Source organism: Acidovorax sp. T1 (assembly GCF_002176815.1).
In the GTDB taxonomy this organism is placed as follows: domain Bacteria; phylum Pseudomonadota; class Gammaproteobacteria; order Burkholderiales; family Burkholderiaceae_C; genus Acidovorax.
Window position 1 is genome coordinate 1495865 of sequence record NZ_CP021648.1, and the last position, 21152, is coordinate 1517016.

The 21152-nt window shown below is 62.7% G+C and carries 20 protein-coding genes and 6 tRNA genes; 17 read left to right on the forward strand and 9 right to left on the reverse strand.

Going from position 1 to position 21152, the window contains the following annotated elements:
* Positions 1-7 precede the first annotated feature (7 nt).
* Positions 8-661 carry a glycerol-3-phosphate 1-O-acyltransferase PlsY gene (gene plsY, locus CCX87_RS07100; RefSeq protein WP_087745021.1) on the forward strand — a complete coding sequence of 218 codons (654 nt, stop codon included), beginning with the start codon at positions 8-10 and terminating at the stop codon, positions 659-661.
* Positions 662-732: 71 nt separating this feature from the next.
* Here plsY and CCX87_RS07105 read toward each other — a convergent pair whose 3' ends face one another.
* The 3 genes from CCX87_RS07105 to CCX87_RS07115 form a co-directional block, all read right to left on the reverse strand.
* A complete protein-coding gene (locus tag CCX87_RS07105) occupies positions 733-1758 on the reverse strand; it encodes an HD-GYP domain-containing protein (RefSeq protein WP_087745023.1) in 1026 nt (341 codons plus the stop codon).
* Between the two features lie 10 nt (positions 1759-1768).
* Positions 1769-2419, reverse strand: coding sequence for a retropepsin-like aspartic protease family protein (locus CCX87_RS07110; RefSeq protein WP_087745025.1), 651 nt, complete (start codon positions 2417-2419; stop codon positions 1769-1771).
* A 73-nt stretch (positions 2420-2492) separates the two neighbouring features.
* The gene (locus tag CCX87_RS07115) at positions 2493-2978 is read right to left on the reverse strand and encodes a YajQ family cyclic di-GMP-binding protein (protein ID WP_024814772.1); all 486 of its coding nucleotides are present in this window, start codon (positions 2976-2978) and stop codon (positions 2493-2495) included.
* 73 nt (positions 2979-3051) lie between these two features.
* Between CCX87_RS07115 and murB the strand changes: the two genes are divergently transcribed.
* Positions 3052-4125: a UDP-N-acetylmuramate dehydrogenase gene (murB, locus tag CCX87_RS07120; protein WP_087745026.1), complete on the forward strand. Its 1074-nt coding sequence runs from the start codon at positions 3052-3054 to the stop codon at positions 4123-4125.
* A 125-nt stretch (positions 4126-4250) separates the two neighbouring features.
* Here murB and argG read toward each other — a convergent pair whose 3' ends face one another.
* From argG to CCX87_RS07140, 4 genes are all read right to left on the reverse strand, one after another.
* Positions 4251-5585 (reverse strand): argininosuccinate synthase, encoded by a 1335-nt coding sequence (gene argG / locus CCX87_RS07125; protein ID WP_087745028.1) that lies wholly within the window; start codon positions 5583-5585, stop codon positions 4251-4253.
* 71 nt (positions 5586-5656) lie between these two features.
* A complete protein-coding gene (gene ppnP / locus CCX87_RS07130; RefSeq protein ID WP_087745030.1) occupies positions 5657-5974 on the reverse strand; it encodes a pyrimidine/purine nucleoside phosphorylase in 318 nt (105 codons plus the stop codon).
* A gap of 159 nt (positions 5975-6133) precedes the next feature.
* Positions 6134-6802 (reverse strand): glycine zipper 2TM domain-containing protein, encoded by a 669-nt coding sequence (locus tag CCX87_RS07135; RefSeq protein ID WP_087745032.1) that lies wholly within the window; start codon positions 6800-6802, stop codon positions 6134-6136.
* 141 nt (positions 6803-6943) lie between these two features.
* On the reverse strand, positions 6944-7330 hold the full coding sequence (locus tag CCX87_RS07140) for an ArsC family reductase (RefSeq protein WP_087748228.1): 387 nt from the start codon (positions 7328-7330) through the stop codon (positions 6944-6946).
* Between the two features lie 47 nt (positions 7331-7377).
* On the opposite strand from CCX87_RS07140, the gene folC reads away from it, so the two are divergent.
* The 11 genes from folC to CCX87_RS07195 all read left to right on the forward strand — a co-directional run bounded on the left by folC (position 7378) and on the right by CCX87_RS07195 (position 13974).
* Positions 7378-8703, forward strand: a complete 1326-nt coding sequence (folC, locus tag CCX87_RS07145; RefSeq protein WP_087745034.1) for a bifunctional tetrahydrofolate synthase/dihydrofolate synthase — start codon at positions 7378-7380, stop codon at positions 8701-8703.
* Positions 8704-8725: 22 nt separating this feature from the next.
* Positions 8726-9586 (forward strand): SPOR domain-containing protein, encoded by an 861-nt coding sequence (locus CCX87_RS07150; protein WP_087745036.1) that lies wholly within the window; start codon positions 8726-8728, stop codon positions 9584-9586.
* Between the two features lie 43 nt (positions 9587-9629).
* Positions 9630-10118, forward strand: a complete 489-nt coding sequence (locus CCX87_RS07155; protein WP_087748229.1) for a CvpA family protein — start codon at positions 9630-9632, stop codon at positions 10116-10118.
* 72 nt (positions 10119-10190) lie between these two features.
* Positions 10191-11696 (forward strand): amidophosphoribosyltransferase, encoded by a 1506-nt coding sequence (gene purF / locus CCX87_RS07160; RefSeq protein WP_087745038.1) that lies wholly within the window; start codon positions 10191-10193, stop codon positions 11694-11696.
* 100 nt (positions 11697-11796) lie between these two features.
* Complete coding sequence (gene gltX / locus CCX87_RS07165) at positions 11797-13212, forward strand: glutamate--tRNA ligase (protein WP_087745039.1); 1416 nt, start codon at positions 11797-11799, stop codon at positions 13210-13212.
* A gap of 65 nt (positions 13213-13277) precedes the next feature.
* Positions 13278-13353: transfer RNA gene (locus CCX87_RS07170), tRNA-Ala, on the forward strand.
* A 36-nt stretch (positions 13354-13389) separates the two neighbouring features.
* A tRNA-Glu gene (locus CCX87_RS07175) sits at positions 13390-13465 on the forward strand.
* Between the two features lie 50 nt (positions 13466-13515).
* A tRNA-Asp gene (locus CCX87_RS07180) sits at positions 13516-13592 on the forward strand.
* A gap of 65 nt (positions 13593-13657) precedes the next feature.
* Positions 13658-13733: transfer RNA gene (locus tag CCX87_RS07185), tRNA-Ala, on the forward strand.
* A gap of 36 nt (positions 13734-13769) precedes the next feature.
* Positions 13770-13845: transfer RNA gene (locus CCX87_RS07190), tRNA-Glu, on the forward strand.
* 52 nt (positions 13846-13897) lie between these two features.
* Positions 13898-13974 (forward strand) — tRNA-Asp (locus tag CCX87_RS07195).
* Between the two features lie 159 nt (positions 13975-14133).
* Here CCX87_RS07195 and CCX87_RS07200 read toward each other — a convergent pair.
* Both CCX87_RS07200 and CCX87_RS07205 read right to left on the reverse strand, forming a co-directional pair.
* A complete protein-coding gene (locus tag CCX87_RS07200; RefSeq protein WP_087745041.1) occupies positions 14134-14892 on the reverse strand; it encodes a 3-hydroxyacyl-CoA dehydrogenase in 759 nt (252 codons plus the stop codon).
* Positions 14893-15031: 139 nt separating this feature from the next.
* On the reverse strand, positions 15032-16084 hold the full coding sequence (locus CCX87_RS07205) for an extracellular solute-binding protein (RefSeq protein WP_087748230.1): 1053 nt from the start codon (positions 16082-16084) through the stop codon (positions 15032-15034).
* Positions 16085-16300: 216 nt separating this feature from the next.
* Between CCX87_RS07205 and hsdR the strand changes: the two genes are divergently transcribed.
* The 4 genes from hsdR (at position 16301) to CCX87_RS07225 (ending at position 21037) form a co-directional block, all read left to right on the forward strand.
* Positions 16301-18760: an EcoAI/FtnUII family type I restriction enzme subunit R gene (gene hsdR / locus CCX87_RS07210; RefSeq protein WP_087745043.1), complete on the forward strand. Its 2460-nt coding sequence runs from the start codon at positions 16301-16303 to the stop codon at positions 18758-18760.
* An 89-nt stretch (positions 18761-18849) separates the two neighbouring features.
* Positions 18850-20310: a type I restriction-modification system subunit M gene (locus tag CCX87_RS07215; protein ID WP_087745045.1), complete on the forward strand. Its 1461-nt coding sequence runs from the start codon at positions 18850-18852 to the stop codon at positions 20308-20310.
* A 24-nt stretch (positions 20311-20334) separates the two neighbouring features.
* Entirely contained in the window at positions 20335-20637 is a 303-nt protein-coding gene (locus tag CCX87_RS07220; RefSeq protein WP_087745047.1) for a type II toxin-antitoxin system MqsR family toxin, read from the forward strand.
* Between the two features lies 1 nt (position 20638).
* Complete coding sequence (locus tag CCX87_RS07225) at positions 20639-21037, forward strand: type II toxin-antitoxin system MqsA family antitoxin (protein ID WP_087745049.1); 399 nt, start codon at positions 20639-20641, stop codon at positions 21035-21037.
* The last annotated feature ends 115 nt before the right edge of the window (positions 21038-21152 follow it).

Here is a 21152-nt window from a genome sequence, read left to right on the forward strand (position 1 = left end):
AGTTGATTTGAACGCCGTGTATCCCGTCCTTGCCGCTTTGGCTGCCTATTTGCTGGGCTCGCTGTCGTTTGCAGTCATCGTGACGCGCCTGATGGGGCTGAACGACCCGCGCACCTATGGCAGCAAGAACCCCGGCGCCACCAACGTGCTGCGCTCGGGTAGCAAGGCCGCCGCGATTGTCACGCTGCTGCTCGATGCGGTGAAGGGATGGCTGCCCGTGGTGCTGGTGCGCTGGTTTGGCAAGCCCTATGGCCTGGAAGACGGCACCATCGCGCTGGTGGGTCTGGCGGCGTTTCTGGGCCACCTGTGGCCGGTGTTCTTTCGCTTTGAGGGCGGCAAGGGCGTGGCCACCGCTTTAGGGGTGCTGCTGGGCATCAGCGGCTGGCTGGGGCTGGCCACGGCGGCCACCTGGCTCATCGTGGCATTTTTCTTTCGCTATTCGTCGCTGGCCTCGCTGGTGGCGGCGGTGTTTGCGCCGGTGTATTACCTGCTGGTCAGCGGCGTGGCATGGTATGCCGAAGCCAGCATTGCCGTGGCCATTGCCATCATGTCCGCGCTGCTGGCCTGGCGCCACAAGGACAACATCCGGCGCCTGATCGAAGGCAAGGAATCGCGCCTGGGCCGGTCCAAGGCGGCCCCTGCGCCCAAGCACAAGCCGTAGCGCGCGTCGCCTGGCATTTTTCGGGCACCTTTGGTGCGTGCCCCGACGGGCGTCTCAGAGCGGTTGGCGGCTCAGAGCGCCCCGGACGCGGTCACCAGTCCCATCAAGCCCGAGTTGTGCTTTGACGCCGCATACAAGCCCAGCCGCACCATCGTGCGGTGGTTGAGCTCCACCGTCACGGCGGAGCGGGCCAGTGCCGACTGGATGCGCGGCTTGCCCGTGGTGCCCGTGTGGTAGATGCCCGGCCGCGCGTGGTGCGCTCCCGCACGGTCGAGCAGGCTTGCCACGAGGGGCTGGTTGGCCTTTTCGCCCCGGCGCAGCACGATGGCTGTGTCGCCGTTGTCCAAGCGCACAAAGGTGCCGGGCGGGCACAGGCCCACGGAGCGCACCAGCGTGTAGCTCACCTCGTCGCGCTGATCGACTTCGTTGCCCACGATGGCGCGCACCGAGTCGGTGGCGCTGCGGCCGGGGCGCGACTTGCGGGGGCTGATCATGGCGGCATAGCGGTCGATGGTGCCCAGGATGCGGGTCAGCCGGTCTTGCGGCTCCTGGTTGGCCAGCGGCACGCGGTCGGAGATGCTGGCATGGTGCTGGCCTACCACGTCCAGCCAGAGGCTGTCGGTGATGAACAGGCGTTCCAGCAAGGCCTGGCTTTCCTGGGGGTGGTTGCGAATCGCATCTTGCTGTGTGGCACTGGGCTTTTCGCGCTGCTCGGACAGCAGGTCCTGCAGCGCCGTCATGCCGATGTTCATGGTGAGGGCGGCGCGCACCAGGCTGTCGCGCTCTTGCGTGGGCAGTTGCAACGCTTGCGCCATGATGTGGCACAGGGTGCCACACACCACGGCGTGCGAGGCGCTGTAGCCCACCGTGGAGGTCGAGGCCAGCTGGAACATCAAGTACAGCGCGGCGTCGATATCGTGGGCCACCAGGTCTTGCAGCCAGTGGTCGAGCTGGCGCACCTTGGCCGGAAAATCCTGCACCCGCAGCGGCGCAGAAAGCACGATCGACAATGCTGACTCCAGATCGGACCACAGGCTCAGCAGGTCTTCGTACTCGTCATCGTGGCGCTGGTTGCCAGGGGAATGTCGGACGGACATGGGCAGTGGGTCAGTGGCGCTTTTCCAGCACCATCTGGTCGTTCGTGCGGGTCATCTGGAACTCGGTCAGAAAGCTGTTGCCCAGCAGCACAAAGGGCATGGGTTGTGGCGTGACGATGGCGTCAACGCCAAACACTTCAACGTCGCCGATGCGCACCGAATCGAGTTTCATGCGCCAGCCCTGGGCCACGCCGTTGGCGGTGTTCATGCGCACGGGCTGGCCGCTCATGTAATTAAGGCCCATGCGCTCCGCATCGGGGCGGCCAATGGCCACGGTGGAGGCGCCCGTGTCCACCATGTATTGCATCGTGCTGCCGTTGATGGTGCCGCTGTTGACAAAATGCCCCCGGCTGTCGGCCGTCAGCACAACGCGCCGGCTCCCGCTCTTGCTGCCCACGCTTACTGGTGCTTCGCCCAGGTGCAGGGTGCGCCGGGCGCCCGCGATTTCCACCACGGCCTGGTCCTTGCCGACGGCAACCACTTTCACGTCCTGATGGGATTCGCCAGCCGCAACACCCCGGGGCGCGCTGTTGTTCACGATCAGCAGGGCCTTGGTGCCCAGAATGCCGCCCAACGCCACCGTTTGTGCGTGCGCCAACAGGGGCACCAGCAGTGCGGCGGCCAGCAGCGCAGCGGCGGGGCGAAACAGGTGCTTTTTCATGGTGAGCGGCTGGTGCGCGATGGTGCAATGCGTGGGGCGGCAAGGGGGCGGTGATATCGGCCAGACCCGCAGGTCAGTCGCGGAAGTTGTCAAACGACAGCGGCACGTCGTTGATCTCCTTGCGGATCAGCGCCATGGCCGCCTGCAGGTCGTCGCGCTTGGCGCCGGTGACACGCACCTTGTCCTCCTGGATGGCGGCCTGCACCTTGAGCTTGCTTTCCTTCATGAGCTTTTGCAGCTTCTTGGCCAGCTCGCTCTCGATGCCGTTGCGCACCTTGATGACCTGCTTGACCTTGTCGCCACCCATTTTCTGCACATCGCCCATGTCCAGAAAGCGCACATCCACGTTGCGCTTGGTGAGCTTGTTGCGCAGCACGTCCTCGATCTGGGTGAGCTGGAACTCGGCATCGCCCACCATGGTGATTTCCTTGTCCTTGATTTCAATGCTGGCCGAGGTGCCCTTGAAATCAAAGCGGGTCGTGATCTCTTTCACGGTGTTTTCCACCGCATTCTTCACTTCAACGAGGTTGGCTTCACAGATGGTGTCAAAAGAGGGCATGGCGGTTCGTAGTCTCTGGAAAAACGGGGTGGGCCGGACAGGCGCGCAGGCCCCCGGTGCGACAATCGGACCAATGGTAGTCGAGAAAAACGTCCCTTTGCAGCCCTGCAACACCTTTGGCATCGCCGCACGCGCCCACACCCTGGTTCGGGTGCGTTCCGTGGCAGATTTGCACGCCGTCCTGGCAGATCCCCAACGGGCCCCTTTGCCGAAATTTGTGCTGGGCGGGGGCAGCAACATCATCCTGACGGGCGATGTCAAACCCGTGGTGCTGAAGATGGAGATCAAGGGCCTGCGCCTGGTGCAAGAAACCGACCGCGCCTGGATCGTCGAGGCGGGCGCGGGCGAGGTGTGGCACGACACCGTGGCCTGGACGCTGGCGCAGGGATTTGCGGGGCTCGAAAACCTGGCGCTGATTCCTGGCACGGTGGGTGCCTCGCCGGTGCAGAACATCGGTGCCTATGGCGTGGAGCTACAAGACCGTTTTGAGTCGCTGGATGCGGTGGACCTGGCCACCGGCCAAAGTTTCACGCTCGATGCGGCCCAATGCGCCTTTGGCTACCGCGACTCCGTTTTCAAGCACGCACCTTCCGAATCGACGGACGGCAGCGGCCTGCCGCGCGGCATGGGCCTGGCGGGCCGCGCCGTGATCACCCATGTGCGCTTTCGGCTGCCCAAGCCGTGGAAACCGGTGCTCGGGTATCTCGATCTGGAGCGGCGCCGGGCCGAGGCCGGTGTCGACCAGCCCACGGCGCAGCAGATCTTCGACTGGGTGTGCGACATCCGCCGTGCCAAGCTGCCCGACCCGGCCGTGCTGGGCAACGCCGGCAGCTTCTTCAAGAACCCCACCGTGACGCCTGAGCAGTGCGCCGACATCATCGCGCGCGACCCGAAAATCGTGCACTACCCCATGCCCGATGGCAGCATCAAGTTGGCCGCCGGCTGGCTGATCGACGCCTGTGGCTGGAAGGGCAAGTCCATCGGCAAGGCCGGCGTGTACGAAAAGCAGGCGCTGGTGCTGGTCAACCGCGGCACACCGGACGACAGCGTGACCGGCGGCGAGGTGATGACGCTGGCGCGCGCCATCCAGACCAGCGTGTACGAGCGCTTCGGCATCCGGCTGGAGCCCGAGCCGGTGGTGTGGTGATTGACACCTTTCGTGCTTCAATATTTATAGCTGCTTGCGCTTGATCTGTAAGCGCTGCAGGCCAATAAGACCAAAAAAACCGCCCGAAGGCGGTTTTTTGTTGGCTGAGCGGCAAGGCAGCTCGTTCAGGATTCGTCGCTCAGCTGGGGCAGTGGCGAACCCTGGCCCAGGGTCAGCAGGCCGGACTTGGCATAGGTCATCAGCTTGGCGCGCGTGTCCACGATGTCCAGGTTGCGCATGGTCAGCTGGCCGATGCGGTCCAGTGGCGAGAACGGCGCGTCTTCCACCTTTTCCATCGACAGGCGCTCGGGTGCGTAGGTCAGGTTGGGGCTTTCGGTGTTGAGCAGCGAATAGTCGTTGCCGCGGCGCAGCTCCACCGTGACGGTGCCGGTGATGGCGCGCGCCACCCAGCGCTGGGCGGTTTCGCGCAGCATGATGGCCTGGGGGTCGAACCAGCGGCCCTGGTAAAGCAGGCGGCCCAGTTTCAGGCCGTTCATGCGGTACTGCTCGATAGTGTCCTCGTTGTGGATGCCGGTCACCAGGCGCTCGTAGGCGATGTGCAGCAGCGCGAGACCCGGGGCCTCGTAGATGCCGCGGCTCTTGGCCTCGATGATGCGGTTTTCGATCTGGTCGCTCATGCCCAGGCCGTGGCGGCCGCCGATGCGGTTGGCTTCCAGGATCAGCTCCACCGGGTCGGTGTATTCCTTGCCGTTCAGGGCCACGGGCTGGCCTTCGTTGAACGTGACGGACACTTCCTCGGCCTTGACTTCGACCTCTGGCTTCCAGAACGCCACGCCCATGATGGGGTTGACGATGCGGATGCCGCTGTTCAGAAACTCCAGGTCTTTGGCCTCGTGCGTGGCGCCCAGCATGTTGCTGTCGGTGCTGTAGGCCTTTTCGGCGCTCATCTTGTAGCCAAAGCCTTCTTTGGTCATGAAAGCCGACATTTCGGCGCGGCCGCCGAGCTCGTCGATGAACTGCTGGTCCAGCCAGGGCTTGTAGATCTTGAGCAGCGGGTTGGTGAGCAGGCCGTAGCGGTAAAACCGCTCGATGTCGTTGCCCTTGAAGGTCGAGCCGTCGCCCCAGATGTGGACGTCGTCCTCCTTCATGGCCGACACCAGCATGGTGCCCGTGACGGCACGGCCCAGCGGCGTGGTGTTGAAGTAGGTCACCCCGGCGGTGCTGATGTGAAAGGCGCCGGCCTGCAGCGCGGCGATGCCTTCGTGGGCCAGTTGCGTGCGGCAGTCGATCAGGCGGGCGGCCTCGGCGCCATATTCCATGGCCTTGCGCGGGATGGCGTCGTAGTCGGGCTCATCGGGCTGGCCCAGGTTGGCCGTGTAGGCGTAGGGCAGGGCGCCCTTGTTCTTCATCCAGCGCAGGGCCGCGCTGGTGTCCAGGCCACCGGAAAACGCGATGCCGACCTTCTGGCCGAGGGGGAGGTGTTGGAGGATGGTTGCCATGGAATTTTCTCAAAAATGATAGCTGCTTGCGCTTGCTGCATAAGCGCTAGAGGCCAAAAATGCTCTGAATTTCAGCCGAAATGGCAGATGTAGTGATAGGCCTCGGTCACGCGGATGTCGAACTTCGAGTTGCCCGGCACGCTGAATTGCTCGCCCGCGCCAGACTTCACCCAGATGTCGGAGCCGTCGAGCTTGTATTCGCACGAACCGCCCACGCCTTCCATGATCTCGGGCGCGCCGGTGTTGAACGTCAGCGTGGCGGGCAGGATCACGCCCACCGACTTCTTCGTGCCGTCGGGGAAGGTGATGCCGTGGCTCACGCACTTGCCGTCGAAATACACACTGGCCTTGGTCGTGACGGACACGCCGTCGATTTTTTCGGTGGTCATGGTTGCGCGGGTAGATAGATTGTGGGAAACCCAAGATTTTAGGGCAGGGGGCGTGGCCGCAGGGCGGCGTCGTCCGCGCTGGCTGGGGTTTGCTGGCGTGGCGGGCAAAAAAAAGAGCCCCATGCAGGGGCTCGGGTGCCGCTGGGCGCTGGATGCTGTTCAGCGCCAGTAAGGGTTGCGGTGGGCCGGGTAGTAGGGGCGGCCATAGCCGTATTCGATCACCGTGACTGGCGGGCTCGCGTAGGTAGGTTGCGCCGGATAGGCGGGCTGGGCCGTGTAAGTGGACGTGACCACCCCGGGCTGCGAATACACACCCTGTGGTCCATAAGAATTGGGCTGGGTGGAATAGTTTTGTCCCGGGTTGCCGTTCAGCGGCTGGACGCTGACGGGGATCCAGCCACCCGGATCGGTTGGGGTGCGGGTGCTGTACTGGCGTCCGGCATATTCATACACCACGTCGTAACCCATGGTGCGGTTCTCGTAATACGTCTCGGTGGTGCAGCGCTGCACGTTCTGGTATTGGGGCTGGCCGCTGCCTTCAATCTGGTTGCCCAGCACGGCGCCGCCGATGAGGCCTATGGCGGTGGCTGCCGCGCGCCCGCCGCCATGGCCCACCGCGTTGCCGGCCGCGCCACCGGCAATGGCACCCAGCAAAGCGCCAGCGCCCGAGTTGCGCGAGCCGCTGTAAACGGTTTCGTTTCCGCACACCTGCTGCGGAATGCCCACTTGCTGCACCACGGGCGTGGCCGACAGCACGCGGCCTTGTTCCTGTGCGGCTGCGAAAGTGGCCACGGCGGCCAGAACGGAAAATAGGGCGATCTTTTTCATGGGAAAACTCCTGACGGTTCGGTGCATAACGCACCAGACCGAGAAAAAGTTGAGGCGCACCGCGTCAATCCCCCTGCACGGGCCGGTAAAACTGCGTAAAGATCAGCGCGGCAATTCGCCGGTTTGGCCGGTTCAGCCGGTTCATTCGCTGGACAGCGTTTTCTGCAATTCTTGCCACTGCGCTGCATCAAAGCCGACCGTGATGGTGCGGCGCTCGCCCCGGTTCCACTCGACCACCGGGCGCTTGATGGTGCTGGGCTGCGCCTGCATCAGTGCGCTGGCGCTGGCGTCGTCCTGCACGGCCGCCTGGGTGCCTGGGTCGAGCTTGCGCCAGGTGGTGCCCTGCCGGTTCACCAGCTTTTGCCAGCCTGCGGCGGCCAGCCAGTCGGGCAGGCGTTCGGCGGGAACGCCCTGTTTCTTGAAGTCGTGGAAGGCATATTCCAGCCCCTGGTCGGTGAGCCAGGCGCGCGCCTTTTTGACCGTGTCGCAGTTGGGGATTCCGTACAGAGTGATGTGAGGTGTCTTCATGGCCGCCATCATGCGCGAAGGTGTGCCTCGGCGACAATTGCCAGGGTATGCACACCAAAATCCACACCCTGGAAGGCTGGCTCCGCCATTGCGAGCAGCTGCACCCTCAGAACATCGACATGGGCCTGGACCGGGTTCGTGAAGTGGCCACCCGCATGGGCCTGCGTTTTGACTGCCCGGTGATCACCGTGGCCGGCACCAATGGCAAGGGCTCCACCTGCGCCATGCTGGAGGCCGTGGCCCAGCAGGCGGGTTTTCGCACCGGGGTGTACACATCGCCGCACCTGGTGCATTTTGAAGAGCGCTGCCGGGTGCATGGCGAGGCCGTGAATGCTTCTGATCTGATAGCGCACTTTGAAGCCGTGGAAAGCGCCAGAACGCAAAATGGCAATGATGTTTCGCTCACGTACTTCGAGTTCACCACGCTGGCCATCCTGCGGCTGATGAGCCACGCCCTGCTGGATGTGGCCATCCTGGAGGTGGGGCTGGGCGGCCGGCTCGATGCCACCAACATCATCGATGCCGATTGCGCCATCATCACCAGCATCGACATCGACCACACCGAATACCTGGGGCCGGACCGCGAAAGCATCGGTCGCGAAAAGGCCGGCATCATGCGCACGGGCCGCCCGGTGGTCGTGAGCGATCCCATGGCGCCGCAAAGCGTGATCGACCATGCGCGTGAAATGGGGGCCGACCTCTGGCGTTTTGGCCACGATTTCAATTTTTCGGGCGACAAGCAGCAGTGGAGCTGGGCCGGGCGGGGCCGGCGCTATGCCGGGCTGGCCTACCCGGCGCTGCGCGGGGCCAACCAGCTGGTGAATGCGTCGGGGGTGTTGGCGGCGTTTGAAGCGCTGCGCACGCGCCTGCCCGTGACGGCGCAGGCCGTGCGCAATGGTCTGGCGCTGGTGGAATTGCCGGGTCGTTTCCAGATCGTGCCCGGGCAGCCCACGCTGGTGCTGGACGTGGCACACAACCCCCATTCCGTGGCGGCGCTGACGGCCAACCTGGATGCCATGGGCTATTTTCCGGCCACGCACGCCGTGTTTGGCGCCATGGCCGACAAGGACCTCGCGCCCATGCTGGCCAAGGTGGGGCCGCTGGTGGACCACTGGTATTTCACCGATCTGCCCACGCCACGGGCCGAAACAGGTGCGGTGTTGCAGCAGAAATGGAACGCGCTGCAGATGGTGTCGGGTGGCCGGCGCCAGGTGACCACCAGTGTCCACGCCGACCCGCTGCAGGCCTTGCAGGCGGCGGTGGTCGCGGCAGACCCCGCTGATAGAATCGTGGTCTTTGGCTCGTTTTACACGGTGGGTGGTGTGCTGATCAATGGAATCCCCCGCCTGCACGCCAAGCATCTGGGCGCATAAGCTCCGCACAAGTCCCTATTCCATGGCATTTTTCAAGTTTCGGTGGCCGGGTCAGAGTGAACAGGCTGACAAGCCGGGCAAGCGCTCCCGTTCGCCCCAGGCAGAGAGCATTGAGGCTATGCGCCGGCGCGCAAGGCATCGGCTCATTGGCGCTGCGGTGCTGGTCTTGCTCGGTGTGGTGGGTTTCCCGCTGCTGTTTGATACCCAACCGCGGCCCATTCCGGTGGATATTCCCATCGAGATCCCCGACCGCAACAAGGTGGCGCCGCTGGTTGTGCCCGCCGGCACGCCTGATTCTGCGTCATCGCGGCCCGCTGTGCCGCCGCTCAAGGCGCCCGCGGCAGCCGCGCCAGCGCCTGAGCGCAGCGCTGCTGCGGCCGGCCTGGGGGATGGCGAAGAGCTGGTGGCAAGCAGCCGCAGTGCTGTCAAGGAGTCGGCCGGCGAATCCGCCACTGCAAAGGCCATCGCCAAACCCGAAGTCAAGCCCAAGGCCGTGGCGGTTCCCGAACCAAAGCCGGAACCCAAACCCAAGCCTGATGCCAAATCACCATCGGCCCCCGAACCCAAGCCGGCAGTGGCCGAAGACGCCGCCCGCGCCCGTGCCTTGCTGGAAGGGCGCGCGGTGCAGCCCGCTGCCGGTGCACAGGCCGAGGATGGGCGCTTCATCGTCCAGGTGGGCGCTTTTGCCGATGCCGACAAGGCCCGCGAGGCGCGCACCAGGCTGGAGCGGGCCGGGCTCAAAACTTATACCCAGGTGGTGGATACCAAGGATGGCAAGCGTGTGCGGGTGCGTGTGGGGCCGCTGGCCAGCCGGGCCGAGGCCGACAAGGCTGCCAGTCGCATCAAGGGACTGGGGTTGACGGCCTCGGTGTTGACGCTGTAGCCGCAGTCGGCTGCAGGGTTGCTTGCATACCAAATCGCACACCGTGGCATCGCTGGACTGGATTTTTGCGGCAATTTTGCTGGCATCGATGGCCATTGGCGCCTGGCGCGGCCTGGTGTTTGAGGTGTTGTCGGTGGCAGGTTGGGTGGCGTCGTTTTTTGTGGCCCAGTGGTTTGCCTCCGACATGGCGGCGTTACTGCCTTTGGGGGGGAGCGAAGGGGCACTGCGCTATGCGGCGGGCTTTATCGTGGTTTTTGTCGGCGCTGTGTTTGCCTGCGGTTTTCTGGCCTGGCTGGCCAAGAAACTGGTGGACGCCATGGGGTTGCGTCCGGCGGACCGAACGCTGGGGGCCTTGTTTGGCGTGGTGCGGGGCCTGGTGTTGCTGCTGGCAGTGGCCGTGGTGGTGGGCTTGACGCCCCTGCACGAGGCTGCGTGGTGGCAGGCGTCGTACAGCGCACCGGTGCTGGGTGGCTTGCTCAAGAGCCTGAGGCCGGCATTGCCCGAAGAATTTGCAAGGCATTTGCCTTCATGACAGGGTGGCGGCCACAAGCTGCTGCCGAGAAAATTGGCGCGGGATGTTCCCGCAAATGGATGGAATCGAACTATGTGTGGAATCGTCGGCGTCGTCAGCGCAGCGCCCGTCAACCAGCTGATTTATGACGCCTTGCTGCTGCTGCAGCACCGGGGCCAGGATGCCGCAGGCATCGTGACCCAGCAGGGCCGCAAATTCTTCATGCACAAGGCCAAGGGCATGGTGCGCGATGTGTTTCGCACGCGCAATATGCGGGCCTTGCCAGGCAATGTGGGGCTGGGCCAGGTGCGCTACCCCACGGCCGGCAACGCCTTCAGCGAAGAAGAGGCGCAACCGTTTTATGTGAACGCGCCGTTTGGCATCGTGCTGGTGCACAACGGCAACCTGACCAATGCGCTGTCCCTGCGCAACGAGCTCTTTCAGACCGACCATCGGCACACCAATACCGACAGCGATTCGGAAGTGTTGCTCAACGTGTTTGCCCACGAACTTGAACGCGCCACCCGGGGTGTGCCGCTGCAGCCCGAGGACGTTTTTACGGCGGTGCGTGCCGTGCACAAGCGCATCAAGGGCTCGTATGCCGTCATCGCCCTGATCGCTGGGCATGGTCTGCTGGCTTTCCGCGACCCCCACGGTATCCGCCCGCTGGCCATGGGGCGCAGCCAGGATGGCACCGTGATGGTGGGTAGCGAATCGGTGGCGCTGGAAGGCACCTCGCATGTTTTCGAACGCAACATCGATCCGGGCGAGGCCATCTTCATCACGCTCGACGGCACGGTGCATGCGCGCCAGTGCGCGGAAAATCCGCAGCTGAACCCCTGCATTTTCGAGTTTGTCTATCTGGCGCGGCCGGATTCGGTGCTTGACGGTATTTCGGTTTACCAGGCGCGGCTGAATCTTGGCGAGGCGCTGGCCAAACGGGTGGTGTCCACCGTGCCACCGAACGAGATCGATGTGATCATTCCCATCCCAGAGTCGAGCCGCCCCAGCGCAACCCAGCTGGCGCATCTGCTGGGCATTCCGTACCGCGAGGGCTTCGTCAAGAACCGCTACGTGGGCCGCACCTTCATCATGCCCGGCCAGGGCGTGCGCAAGAAGTCTGTGCGCCAGAAACTCAATGTGATCGGCAGCGAATTCAAGGGCCGCAACGTGCTGCTGGTGGATGACTCCATCGTGCGTGGCACGACCTCGCGCGAGATCGTGCAGATGGCGCGCGACGCCGGTGCCCGCAAGGTGTATCTGGCCAGCGCTGCGCCCCCAGTGCGCTACCCCAATGTGTACGGGATTGACATGCCCACCAGCAGCGAACTGGTGGCCCATGGCCGCACGGTGGAAGAGGTGCGCCAGGCCATTGGCTGTGATGCGCTGATCTACCAGGACGTGGATGGCATGAAGCGGGCCGTCGGTGCCCTCAATTCCGCCATTGCGGGGTTTGATGCCTCGTGTTTCGACGGTGTCTATGTCACCGGAGACATCACGGCGGACGATATTGCGCGCCTCAACGAAGGCCGCGTGGGTGGGGAGGAGGGCGAAGAAGACACTTCCCGCCTGGCGCTGCCCAACGCGCAGGTTGCCTGACACGACGATTGCAGGCCGGGCTTCCTCATGAGCCTGTGCATGCTGCCCCTATTGCAGACCAAGACCACCAAGCCGGGGCGATGCGCCCGGCCTACCTGCCATGACTGAACAGAGTTTCCCCGTGCATGTGCGCACCCGTTTCGCACCATCGCCTACTGGCTTCATTCACCTGGGCAATATCCGCTCGGCGCTCTATCCGTGGGCGTTTGCGCGCGCCACGGGCGGGGATTTCATCTTGCGCATTGAAGATACCGACCTGGAGCGCTCCAGCCAGGCGGCAGTGGATGTGATCATTGAAGGCATGGCCTGGCTGGGGCTGGACCATGATGAAGGTCCGTTCTACCAGATGCAACGCATGGACCGGTACAAGGAAGTGCTGGCTCAGTTGCAGGCCACAGGCCATGTGTACCCCTGCTACATGAGCGTGGCCGAGCTCGATGCCTTGCGCGAAAAGCAGATGGCCGCCAAGGAAAAGCCCCGCTATGACGGCACCTGGCGCCCAGAGGCGAGCAAGACCCTGCCGCCCGTGCCCGAGGGTGTCCAGCCCGTGCTGCGCTTCAAGAACCCGCAAGGCGGCGTGGTGGCATGGGACGACAAGGTCAAGGGCCGTATCGAGATCAGCAACGACGAACTGGACGACCTGGTGATTGCGCGCCCTGACGGCACGCCCACCTACAACTTCTGCGTAGTGGTGGACGATATCGACATGGCCATCACCCATGTGATCCGCGGGGATGACCATGTGAACAACACGCCGCGCCAGATCAACATCTTCCGCGCCCTGGGCAAGGAACCGCCGGTGTATGCCCACCTGCCCACCGTGCTCAACGAGCAGGGCGAGAAGATGAGCAAGCGCAACGGCGCCAAGCCCGTCACGCAATACCGCGACGAGGGTTACTTGCCAGACGCCATGGTGAACTACCTGGCGCGCCTGGGCTGGAGCCATGGGGACGACGAAATTTTCAGCCGCGGGCAGTTTCTGCAGTGGTTCAACCTGGACCATCTGGGGCGCAGCGCCGCGCAGTTTGATGAAGCCAAGCTGCGCTGGGTGAATGCCCAACACCTCAAGGCCATGGCCGATGATGCGCTGGCGGCACTGGTCGCCCCCCAGCTGGAAAAGCGCGGCATTGCTGCGGCAGACCTGGCCGATGGCCGTCTGCCACGTATCTGTGCACTGTTCAAAGACCGGTGCGATACCACGGTGGCCCTCGCGGACTGGGCCTTTGTGTTCTATGGGCCCGTTTCGGTCCTGGAGGCAGAGCGCGCACAGCATGTGACCGATGCCATCGCTCCTGCTCTGGATGCGCTGGCCGATGCGTTGTCCGCATCCGAATGGGACAAAGCGTCTATCAGTGCGGCCTTCAAGCAGGTGTTGACGGCGCAGGGGCTGAAGATGCCGCAGCTGGCCATGCCGGTGCGGGTTCTGACCGTCGGATCGGCCCACACGCCATCGGTCGATGCGGTGCTGGAACTGGTCGGACGCGAAAAAGTTGTAGCGCGTTTGCGAAACCGCTAAAAATCTGTCTATAATTCAAGGCTCAGATGATGACAACGGTTGCAGTGTGATCGAGGTTGTCAAGTGGGGGTATAGCTCAGCTGGGAGAGCGCTTGCATGGCATGCAAGAGGTCATCGGTTCGATCCCGTTTACCTCCACCAAAGTTTGTTGATAGATACGGTTAGTTCCAAGGTTTTGACCCCATCGTCTAGAGGCCTAGGACATCACCCTTTCACGGTGAGTACCGGGGTTCGAATCCCCGTGGGGTCGCCAAGTTGTAGCGCTTGGCTTGTGTGAAGAATGCAAGCAAAAGCTGCCTGCCAGGAGTGGTAGTTCAGTTGGTTAGAATACCGGCCTGTCACGCCGGGGGTCGCGGGTTCGAGTCCCGTCCACTCCGCCAGTCAAAAGCCCTTGCAGGTCTTTGATGTGCAAGGGTTTTTCTTTGGTGAGAACCAGAGAAATTTTGGGGGTATAGCTCAGCTGGGAGAGCGCTTGCATGGCATGCAAGAGGTCATCGGTTCGATCCCGTTTACCTCCACCAAAGTTTGTTGATAGATACGGTTAGTTCCAAGGTTTTGACCCCATCGTCTAGAGGCCTAGGACATCACCCTTTCACGGTGAGTACCGGGGTTCGAATCCCCGTGGGGTCGCCAAGTTGTAGCGCTTGGCTTGTGTTGAAAAGATGCAAGCAAAAGCTGCCTGCCAGGAGTGGTAGTTCAGTTGGTTAGAATACCGGCCTGTCACGCCGGGGGTCGCGGGTTCGAGTCCCGTCCACTCCGCCAGATCAAAACCGCTGCAGTCGCAAGGCTGCAGCGGTTTTTTTATGGGCAATTTGTTCAATAAAGATCCCGCAGCCTTTGCAGCTCCAGGATTTGAGCCAAATACGCTTGCAGCGCTTTATGGGTAAGCGCTGGGAGCTATAAATACAGTAGCATTTGTGTTCAGCGAGGAGCCAGACGAATGGCACCATCCAGACGAATTACCTCGCCGTTGAGCATGTCGTTTTCAAAGATGTGCTGCACCAGCTTGGCATAGTCCTGCGGCGTGCCCAGGCGGCTGGGGAAGGGCACGCCAGCGGCCAGCGCGTCCTGCACTTCCTGCGGCATGCCAAACAGCATGGGCGTGCCGAAGATGCCGGGGGCGATGGTCATGTTGCGGATGCCGCTCCTGGCCAAGTCGCGGGCGATGGGCAGTGTCATGCCCACCACGCCGCCCTTGGAGGCGGAATAAGCGGCCTGGCCAATCTGGCCGTCGTAGGCTGCCACGCTGGCGGTGGAAATCAACACACCGCGCTCGCCGGTGGCCTCGGGTTCGTTCTTGCACATGGCCTCAGCGGCCAGGCGGATCATGTTGAAGCTGCCAATCAGGTTGACCGTGATGGTCTTGCTGAACACGGCCAGCGCATGCGCGCCGTTCTTGCCAACGGTTTTCTCGGCGGGGGCGATGCCAGCGCAGTTCACCAGGCCCATCAGCTTGCCCAGCGATACCGCCTTGGCTACCACGGCCTGGCCGTCGGCCTCGTTGCTCACATCGCACTTCACGAAGGCGCCGCCAATTTCCTGGGCCACGGCCTCGCCTTTTTCTGCCTGCATGTCGGCAATGACCACAGTGCCGCCCTGCGCGGCCAGCATGCGCGCCGTGCCTTCGCCCAAGCCCGACGCGCCGCCGGTCACGATGAATACTTTGCCCTTGATTTCCATGTTCTGTCTCCAGTGAGTGACGTTGACGTTTACGTCAATTATCACCGAAGGATTCACGCCCCGACGGGCAAAAAAATGCCCGGGCAGTGCCGGGCAGGATTCGAATGCCCCTCAAAAGGGGGTGTTCGCAGGGGCTGGTTTATTGAAAACCCACGCGGTCCAGCATTTGCTGCACCTTGGTGATGTTGGCACCCACCGCGCTGATCGGAATGGTTTCGCTCTTGAAAGGCTGGCCCTGCGTCATGGCCTTGAGCGCCGGATTTTCGATGTTCAGCCCTTTGGCTGCAGGCCATTCGTTGTTGCCATTGGCAAAATAATTCTGCGCATCGGCGCTGGCCAGGTATTCGAGAAACTTCACGGCGTTGGCCTGGTTCTTGGCATGGCGGGCCACGGCGCCGCCGGCAATGTTCATGTGCGTGCCCCAGGACTGCTGGTTAGGAAACACCACGCCCACCTTGTTGACCACGGCCACATCTTCGGGCTTGTTGGAGCGCATCATGCGCGCCAGGTAATAGCTGTTGGTGACGGCAATGTCGCACTCACCAGAAGCCACGGCCTTGATCTGGTCGGTGTCGCCGCCCTTGGGCGCGCGGGCCAGGTTGGCCACCATGCCCTTGAGCCAGGCCTCGGCCTTCTGTTCGCCAAGGTGTTCTGTCACGGCGCCAAACAGGCTCAGGTTGTAAGGGTGCGAACCCGATCGAATGCACAGCTTGCCCTTGTTCTTGGGATCGGCCAGTTCTTCATAGGTATCCACATCGCTTTTTTGAACCCTGACCTTGTTGAACACAATCAGTCGCGCACGGGTGGACAGGCCAAACCACGAGATGCCGCCATCGGCGGCCGGCAGGCTGCGCAAGTTGGCGGGAATGGCGTCTTCGAGCACCTTGGAGCGGATTGGTTGGAACAGGCCGTCCATTTCTCCCCGGTAAAGCCGGGCTGCATCCACCAGCAGGATCACATCTGCGGGCGATGCCGAGCCTTCTGCTTTCAGCCGCGCCAGAATGCCCGCATCGTCCGCGTCCACCCGGTTGATCTTGATGCCGGTGGCCTTGGTAAAGCCGGTGTACAGGGCTTCATCGGTGGAATAGTGGCGCGCCGAGTAAAGGTTGACCACCTGTTCCTGGGCGATGGCGGCACCCGCTGCAGCAGCCAGGGCACAGGCGGTGAGCAGGGCTTTGACGGTCTTCGACATGGAATACATCTCTGGAGGTTGGAAACGATGGATGTTAAGGCAAACGCGAATTATTCGCAATAATCCATGCTCCGAGTCAGTGCATACCTAGCCGGAGCAGGCCTGGCCCCCGTGGATGCGCAGGCTACGGGTCTTCGGGTTGCCACGCGGTGGCGGTAGTATCCGGTAACAACTCAACGCCTTCCTTGCTTGCCCGAGGTGAGTGCGCACTGCCGAATGGACAAGACAAACCTCTCCGAAAGCGACATCTGCGACAAATTCATCCGGCCCGCCATGGTGGACGCGGGATGGAGCGGTCAGGACCAGATCTTCCGTGAATACCCCTTGCGCGCCGGGCGTGTCGTGGTGCGCGGCAGCAAGGCCTATCGCGACAAGAGCACGGTGCTGCGCGCCGACTACGCGCTGTTCTACAAGGCCAACATTCCGCTGGCTGTCGTTGAAGCCAAAGACAACAAGCACGCCATTGGTGCCGGCATGGGGCAGGCCCTGCAATACGCCCAGTTGCTGGATGTGCCATTCAGCTTTGCCAGCAACGGCGACGGCTTTGTGTTCCGCGATGCCACCCTGGCCACCGGCGTGCTGGAGCAAAACCTCAGCCTCGAAGAATTCCCCTCGCCGCAAGAGCTGTGGCGCCGCTACTGCGCCTGGAAAGGCTGGACTGCCGAGCAAAGCCGCGTCGCCGGTTTTGACTACGCCCCCAACAAAACCCCGCGCTACTACCAGCTCAACGCCGTCAACCGCGCGGTCGAAGCCATTGCCGCCGGGCAAAACCGCGTGTTGCTGGTCATGGCCACCGGCACGGGCAAAACTTACACCGCCTTCCAGATCATCTGGCGCCTGTGGAAGAGCGGCGCCAAAAAGCGCATCCTGTTCCTGGCCGACCGCAACATCCTCATCGACCAGACCATGGTCAACGACTTTCGCCCCTTCAAGGGCGCCATGGCCAAGCTCAGCCCCAACGCCAAAGGGGTGGAACGCGTCGATGCGCAGGGCACCGTGTCGGTTGAAGACGTTCAGCTCGCCGTCAACAAAACCACCAAACTGGTGGACAAAAGCTACGAGATTTACCTCTCGCTCTACCAGGCCGTCACCGGCACCGAGGAAGAGCGCAACATCTACAAGCAGTTCAGTCCCGACTTTTTCGACCTCATCGTGGTGGACGAATGCCACCGAGGCAGCGCCGCCGAAGACTCTGCCTGGCGCGACATCCTCACCTACTTTGCCAGCGCCACGCAAATCGGCCTGACCGCCACGCCCAAGGAAACCAAGGACGTTTCCAATACTGATTACTTTGGTGAACCCGTCTATACCTACAGCTTGAAGCAAGGCATTGAAGACGGCTACCTGGCCCCCTACAAGGTCATCCGCGTCGATCTGGACAAAGACACCTTCGGCTGGCGCCCCACGGCGGGCATGACCGACAAACACGGCCACGCCATCGAAGACCGCATCTACACCGGCGCCGACATGAACCGCAAGCTCGTGCTGGAGCAGCGCGACATGGCCGTGGCCGCCAAGATCACCGAATATTTGAAGGCCACCGACCGCTACGCCAAGACCATCGTGTTTTGCGAAGACATCGACCATGCCGCCCGCATGCGCCAGGCCCTGAGCAACGCCAACGCCGACCTGTGCGCCACCCAGCCCAAATACGTGGTGCAAATCACCGGCGACAACACCGAAGGCAAGCTGGAGCTCGACAACTTCATCGACCCCGAAAAAACCTACCCCGTCATCGCCACCACCTCCAAGCTCATGAGCACCGGGGTCGATGCGCAAACCTGCAAGCTCATCGTGCTCGACCAGGGCATCAAGTCGATGACCTTGTTCAAGCAGATCATTGGCCGTGGCACCCGCCTGCGCGAAGACCTGGGCAAAACCTGGTTCACCATCCTCGACTTCAAGCGCGCCACCGAGCTGTTTGCCGACAAAGACTTTGACGGCGAGCCCGTGCAAATCTACGAACCCGGCAGCGGCGAGCCCGTGGCCCCGCCCGATGCGCCCGCGATCTCCGATCCATCCCAACCCGTTCAGCCTGTCGAAGGCCCGGCGCACGACCCGCTGGGCCCCTTCGCGGGCGGCAGCGGCGCAGCGGACGGCCCCAAAAAATACATCCTCGGCAACAACGTCACCGTGATGATTGCCCGCGAGCGCGTGCAATACCTCAACGCCCAGGGCCAGCTCATCACCGAAAGCCTGCGCGACTACACCCGCATCAACCTGAAGAAGCGCTTTGACTCGCTCGACCAGTTCCTGCAAGCCTGGCAGCAGGCCGACCGCAAGGCCGCCTTGCTGCAAGAACTGGAAGGGCAGGGCGTGCTGCTCGAAGCCCTGGCCGACGAGGTGGGCAAAGACTTGGACCCCTTCGATTTGCTGCTGCACGTCGCCTACGACCAGCCCCCGCTCACCCGCCGCGAACGCGCACGCCGCGTGCAAAAGCGCAACGTCTTCACCCACTACGGCCCCGTGGCCCGCAAGGTGCTGGAGGCCCTGCTCGACAAATACGCCGACGAAGGCATCGCCACCATCGAGAGCAACGACGTCTTCAAGATCCAGCCCTTCTCCGACCTGGGCAGCCCCTCGGAACTGGTGCGCAGCTTTGGCGGCCGCCCGCAATATCTGAGTGCGCTACAAAACCTGGAGCGCGAGCTGTACGCTACACCCCCGGCTGCTTGACCGTGGCAGCCTAATCACTCTGTTTTTGATAGCTGCTAGCGCTTATCCCATAAGCGCTAGAGCCCATTTTTGCTCAAAGTCTGCAACCCATGTCCAACCTCACCCCCGTCATCAAATCCATCCAGGACATCATGCGCCAGGACAGCGGCGTCGATGGCGACGCCCAGCGCATCAGCCAACTCACCTGGCTGCTGTTTTTGAAAGTATTTGACGCGCTCGAAGAAGAGCTCGAACTCACGCGCGACCACTACCAAAGCCCCATCCCCGAGGCCATGCGCTGGCGTGCCTGGGCCGCCAACCCCGAAGGCATCACCGGCGATGCACTGCTCGATTTTGTCGATAACCAGCTCTTTGCCACCCTCAAAAGCCTCAGCGCCGACCCCGCGCGCAACCCGCGCGGCTACGTCGTGCGCGGCGTGTTTGAAGACGCCTACAACTACATGAAAAGCGGCCACCTGCTGCGCCAGGTGGTCAACAAACTGGGCGCCATCGACTTCAACCGCCAGTCTGAACGCCACCAGTTCAACGACCTCTACGAAAAAATCCTCAAAGACTTGCAAAGCGCCGGCAACGCGGGCGAGTTCTACACCCCCCGCGCCGTCACCCAGTTCATGGTGGACATGGTCAACCCCCAGCTCGGCGAGGTGGTGCTCGACCCGGCCACGGGCACCGGCGGCTTCCTGGTGTGCGCCATCGAGCACCTGCGCAAACAGGTGCACAACACCGAACAAGAAACCGTGCTGCAAAACAGCATTCGCGGCGTCGAGAAAAAGCAGATGCCCCACATGCTCTGCGTCACCAACCTGCTGCTGCACGGCATCGAGGTGCCCAGCCACATCCGCCACGACAACACCCTGGTGCGCCCCCTGCGCGACTACACCGCCGCCGACCGCGTGGACGTGGTGCTCACCAACCCGCCCTTTGGCGGCGTGGAAGAGCCCGGCATCGAACAAGGCTACCCCGCCGACGTGCGCACCAAAGAGACCGCCGACCTCTTCCTCGTGCTCATCAAGCACATCCTCAAAACCAACGGCCGCGCCGCCCTGGTGCTGCCCGACGGCACCCTGTTTGGCGAGGGCGTCAAAAGCCGCATCAAAGAGCAACTGCTGGCGGAATGCAACCTGCACACCATCGTGCGCCTGCCCAACGGCGTGTTTGCGCCCTACACCGGCATCAAAACCAACCTGCTGTTCTTCACCAAGGGCCAGCCCACGCAGCACGTTTGGTACTACGAACACCCCTACCCGCCGGGCGTCAAAAACTACAACAAGACCAAACCCATCCGCATCGAAGAATTCGACGCCGAAAAAGCCTGGTGGGGCACCGAGGCCGATGGCTTTGCCGCCCGCGTAGAAAACGAGCGCGCCTGGCGGGTCAATCTGGAGCAAATCAAGGCCGCCAACTGGAACCTCGACCAGAAGAACCCCCACGTCGGCGAACAAACCAGCCACGACCCCGACGAACTGCTGGCCCAGCACGCCCGCCTGCAGGCCGAGGCCCAGGCGCTGCGCGACGAACTCAAGGGCATCCTGGCGCAGTCGCTGGGTTGAAAATAACCAAGTAGGTTAAAATTCATGGGAAAGAGCACACCGCATTGCAAGCTAACCGTCGTTCAGGGTTTGGTTCAGGCCGGTGCCGTGCGTGCCACGGGTAGCGCATTTGTCGGTGCGCGTGAACTGGGCATCAACGACCTTGCGGGCATGTGCGCCGTGGTCATGTCGCTGACCAGTGCCGACTTTTACAAAAGCATGACGACCCATGCAGACCACCGAATCTGGCAAGACGTGTACCGCGCACGCACGGCCTGGGGCCAGGCGGTGTATCTGAAACTGACCGTCATTGACGATGTATTGATTGTTTGCTTCAAGGAGCTCTGACATGAAATGTCCCGTGTGCGGCGCCGCCGAACTGATTCATGACACCCGTGACGAAACCTATACCTACAAAGGCGAAACCACGGTGATTCCTGCCGTCACCGGTGATTACTGCCCCGCGTGCAGCGAGGTTTTGCTAGACCGCGAGCAGGGCGACCGCTACAGCGAACTGGTGGGCGCTTTCCAGCGCCAGGTCAACGCGGCCTTCGTCGCCCCCGGCTACATCACCGAGGTGCGCAAAAAACTCGCCCTCGACCAACGCGAAGCCGCCGAAATATTTGGCGGCGGCGTCAACGCTTTCTCGCGCTATGAAACCGGCAAAACCAAGCCCCCGCTGGCGCTGGTCAAGCTGCTGAAAGTGCTGGACCGCCACCCGGAACTGCTCGCCGAAGTGCGGTCTTGAAGCAGTGGGGGGCCACAACACGTTTCCAATGAAAAACAGTCGTTTCTCATTTGAAAACATCCCCGTCGCTTTCCGAGCTGCTGCTCCCCCAGCAATAGCGGCGCAAGGTGCTGGC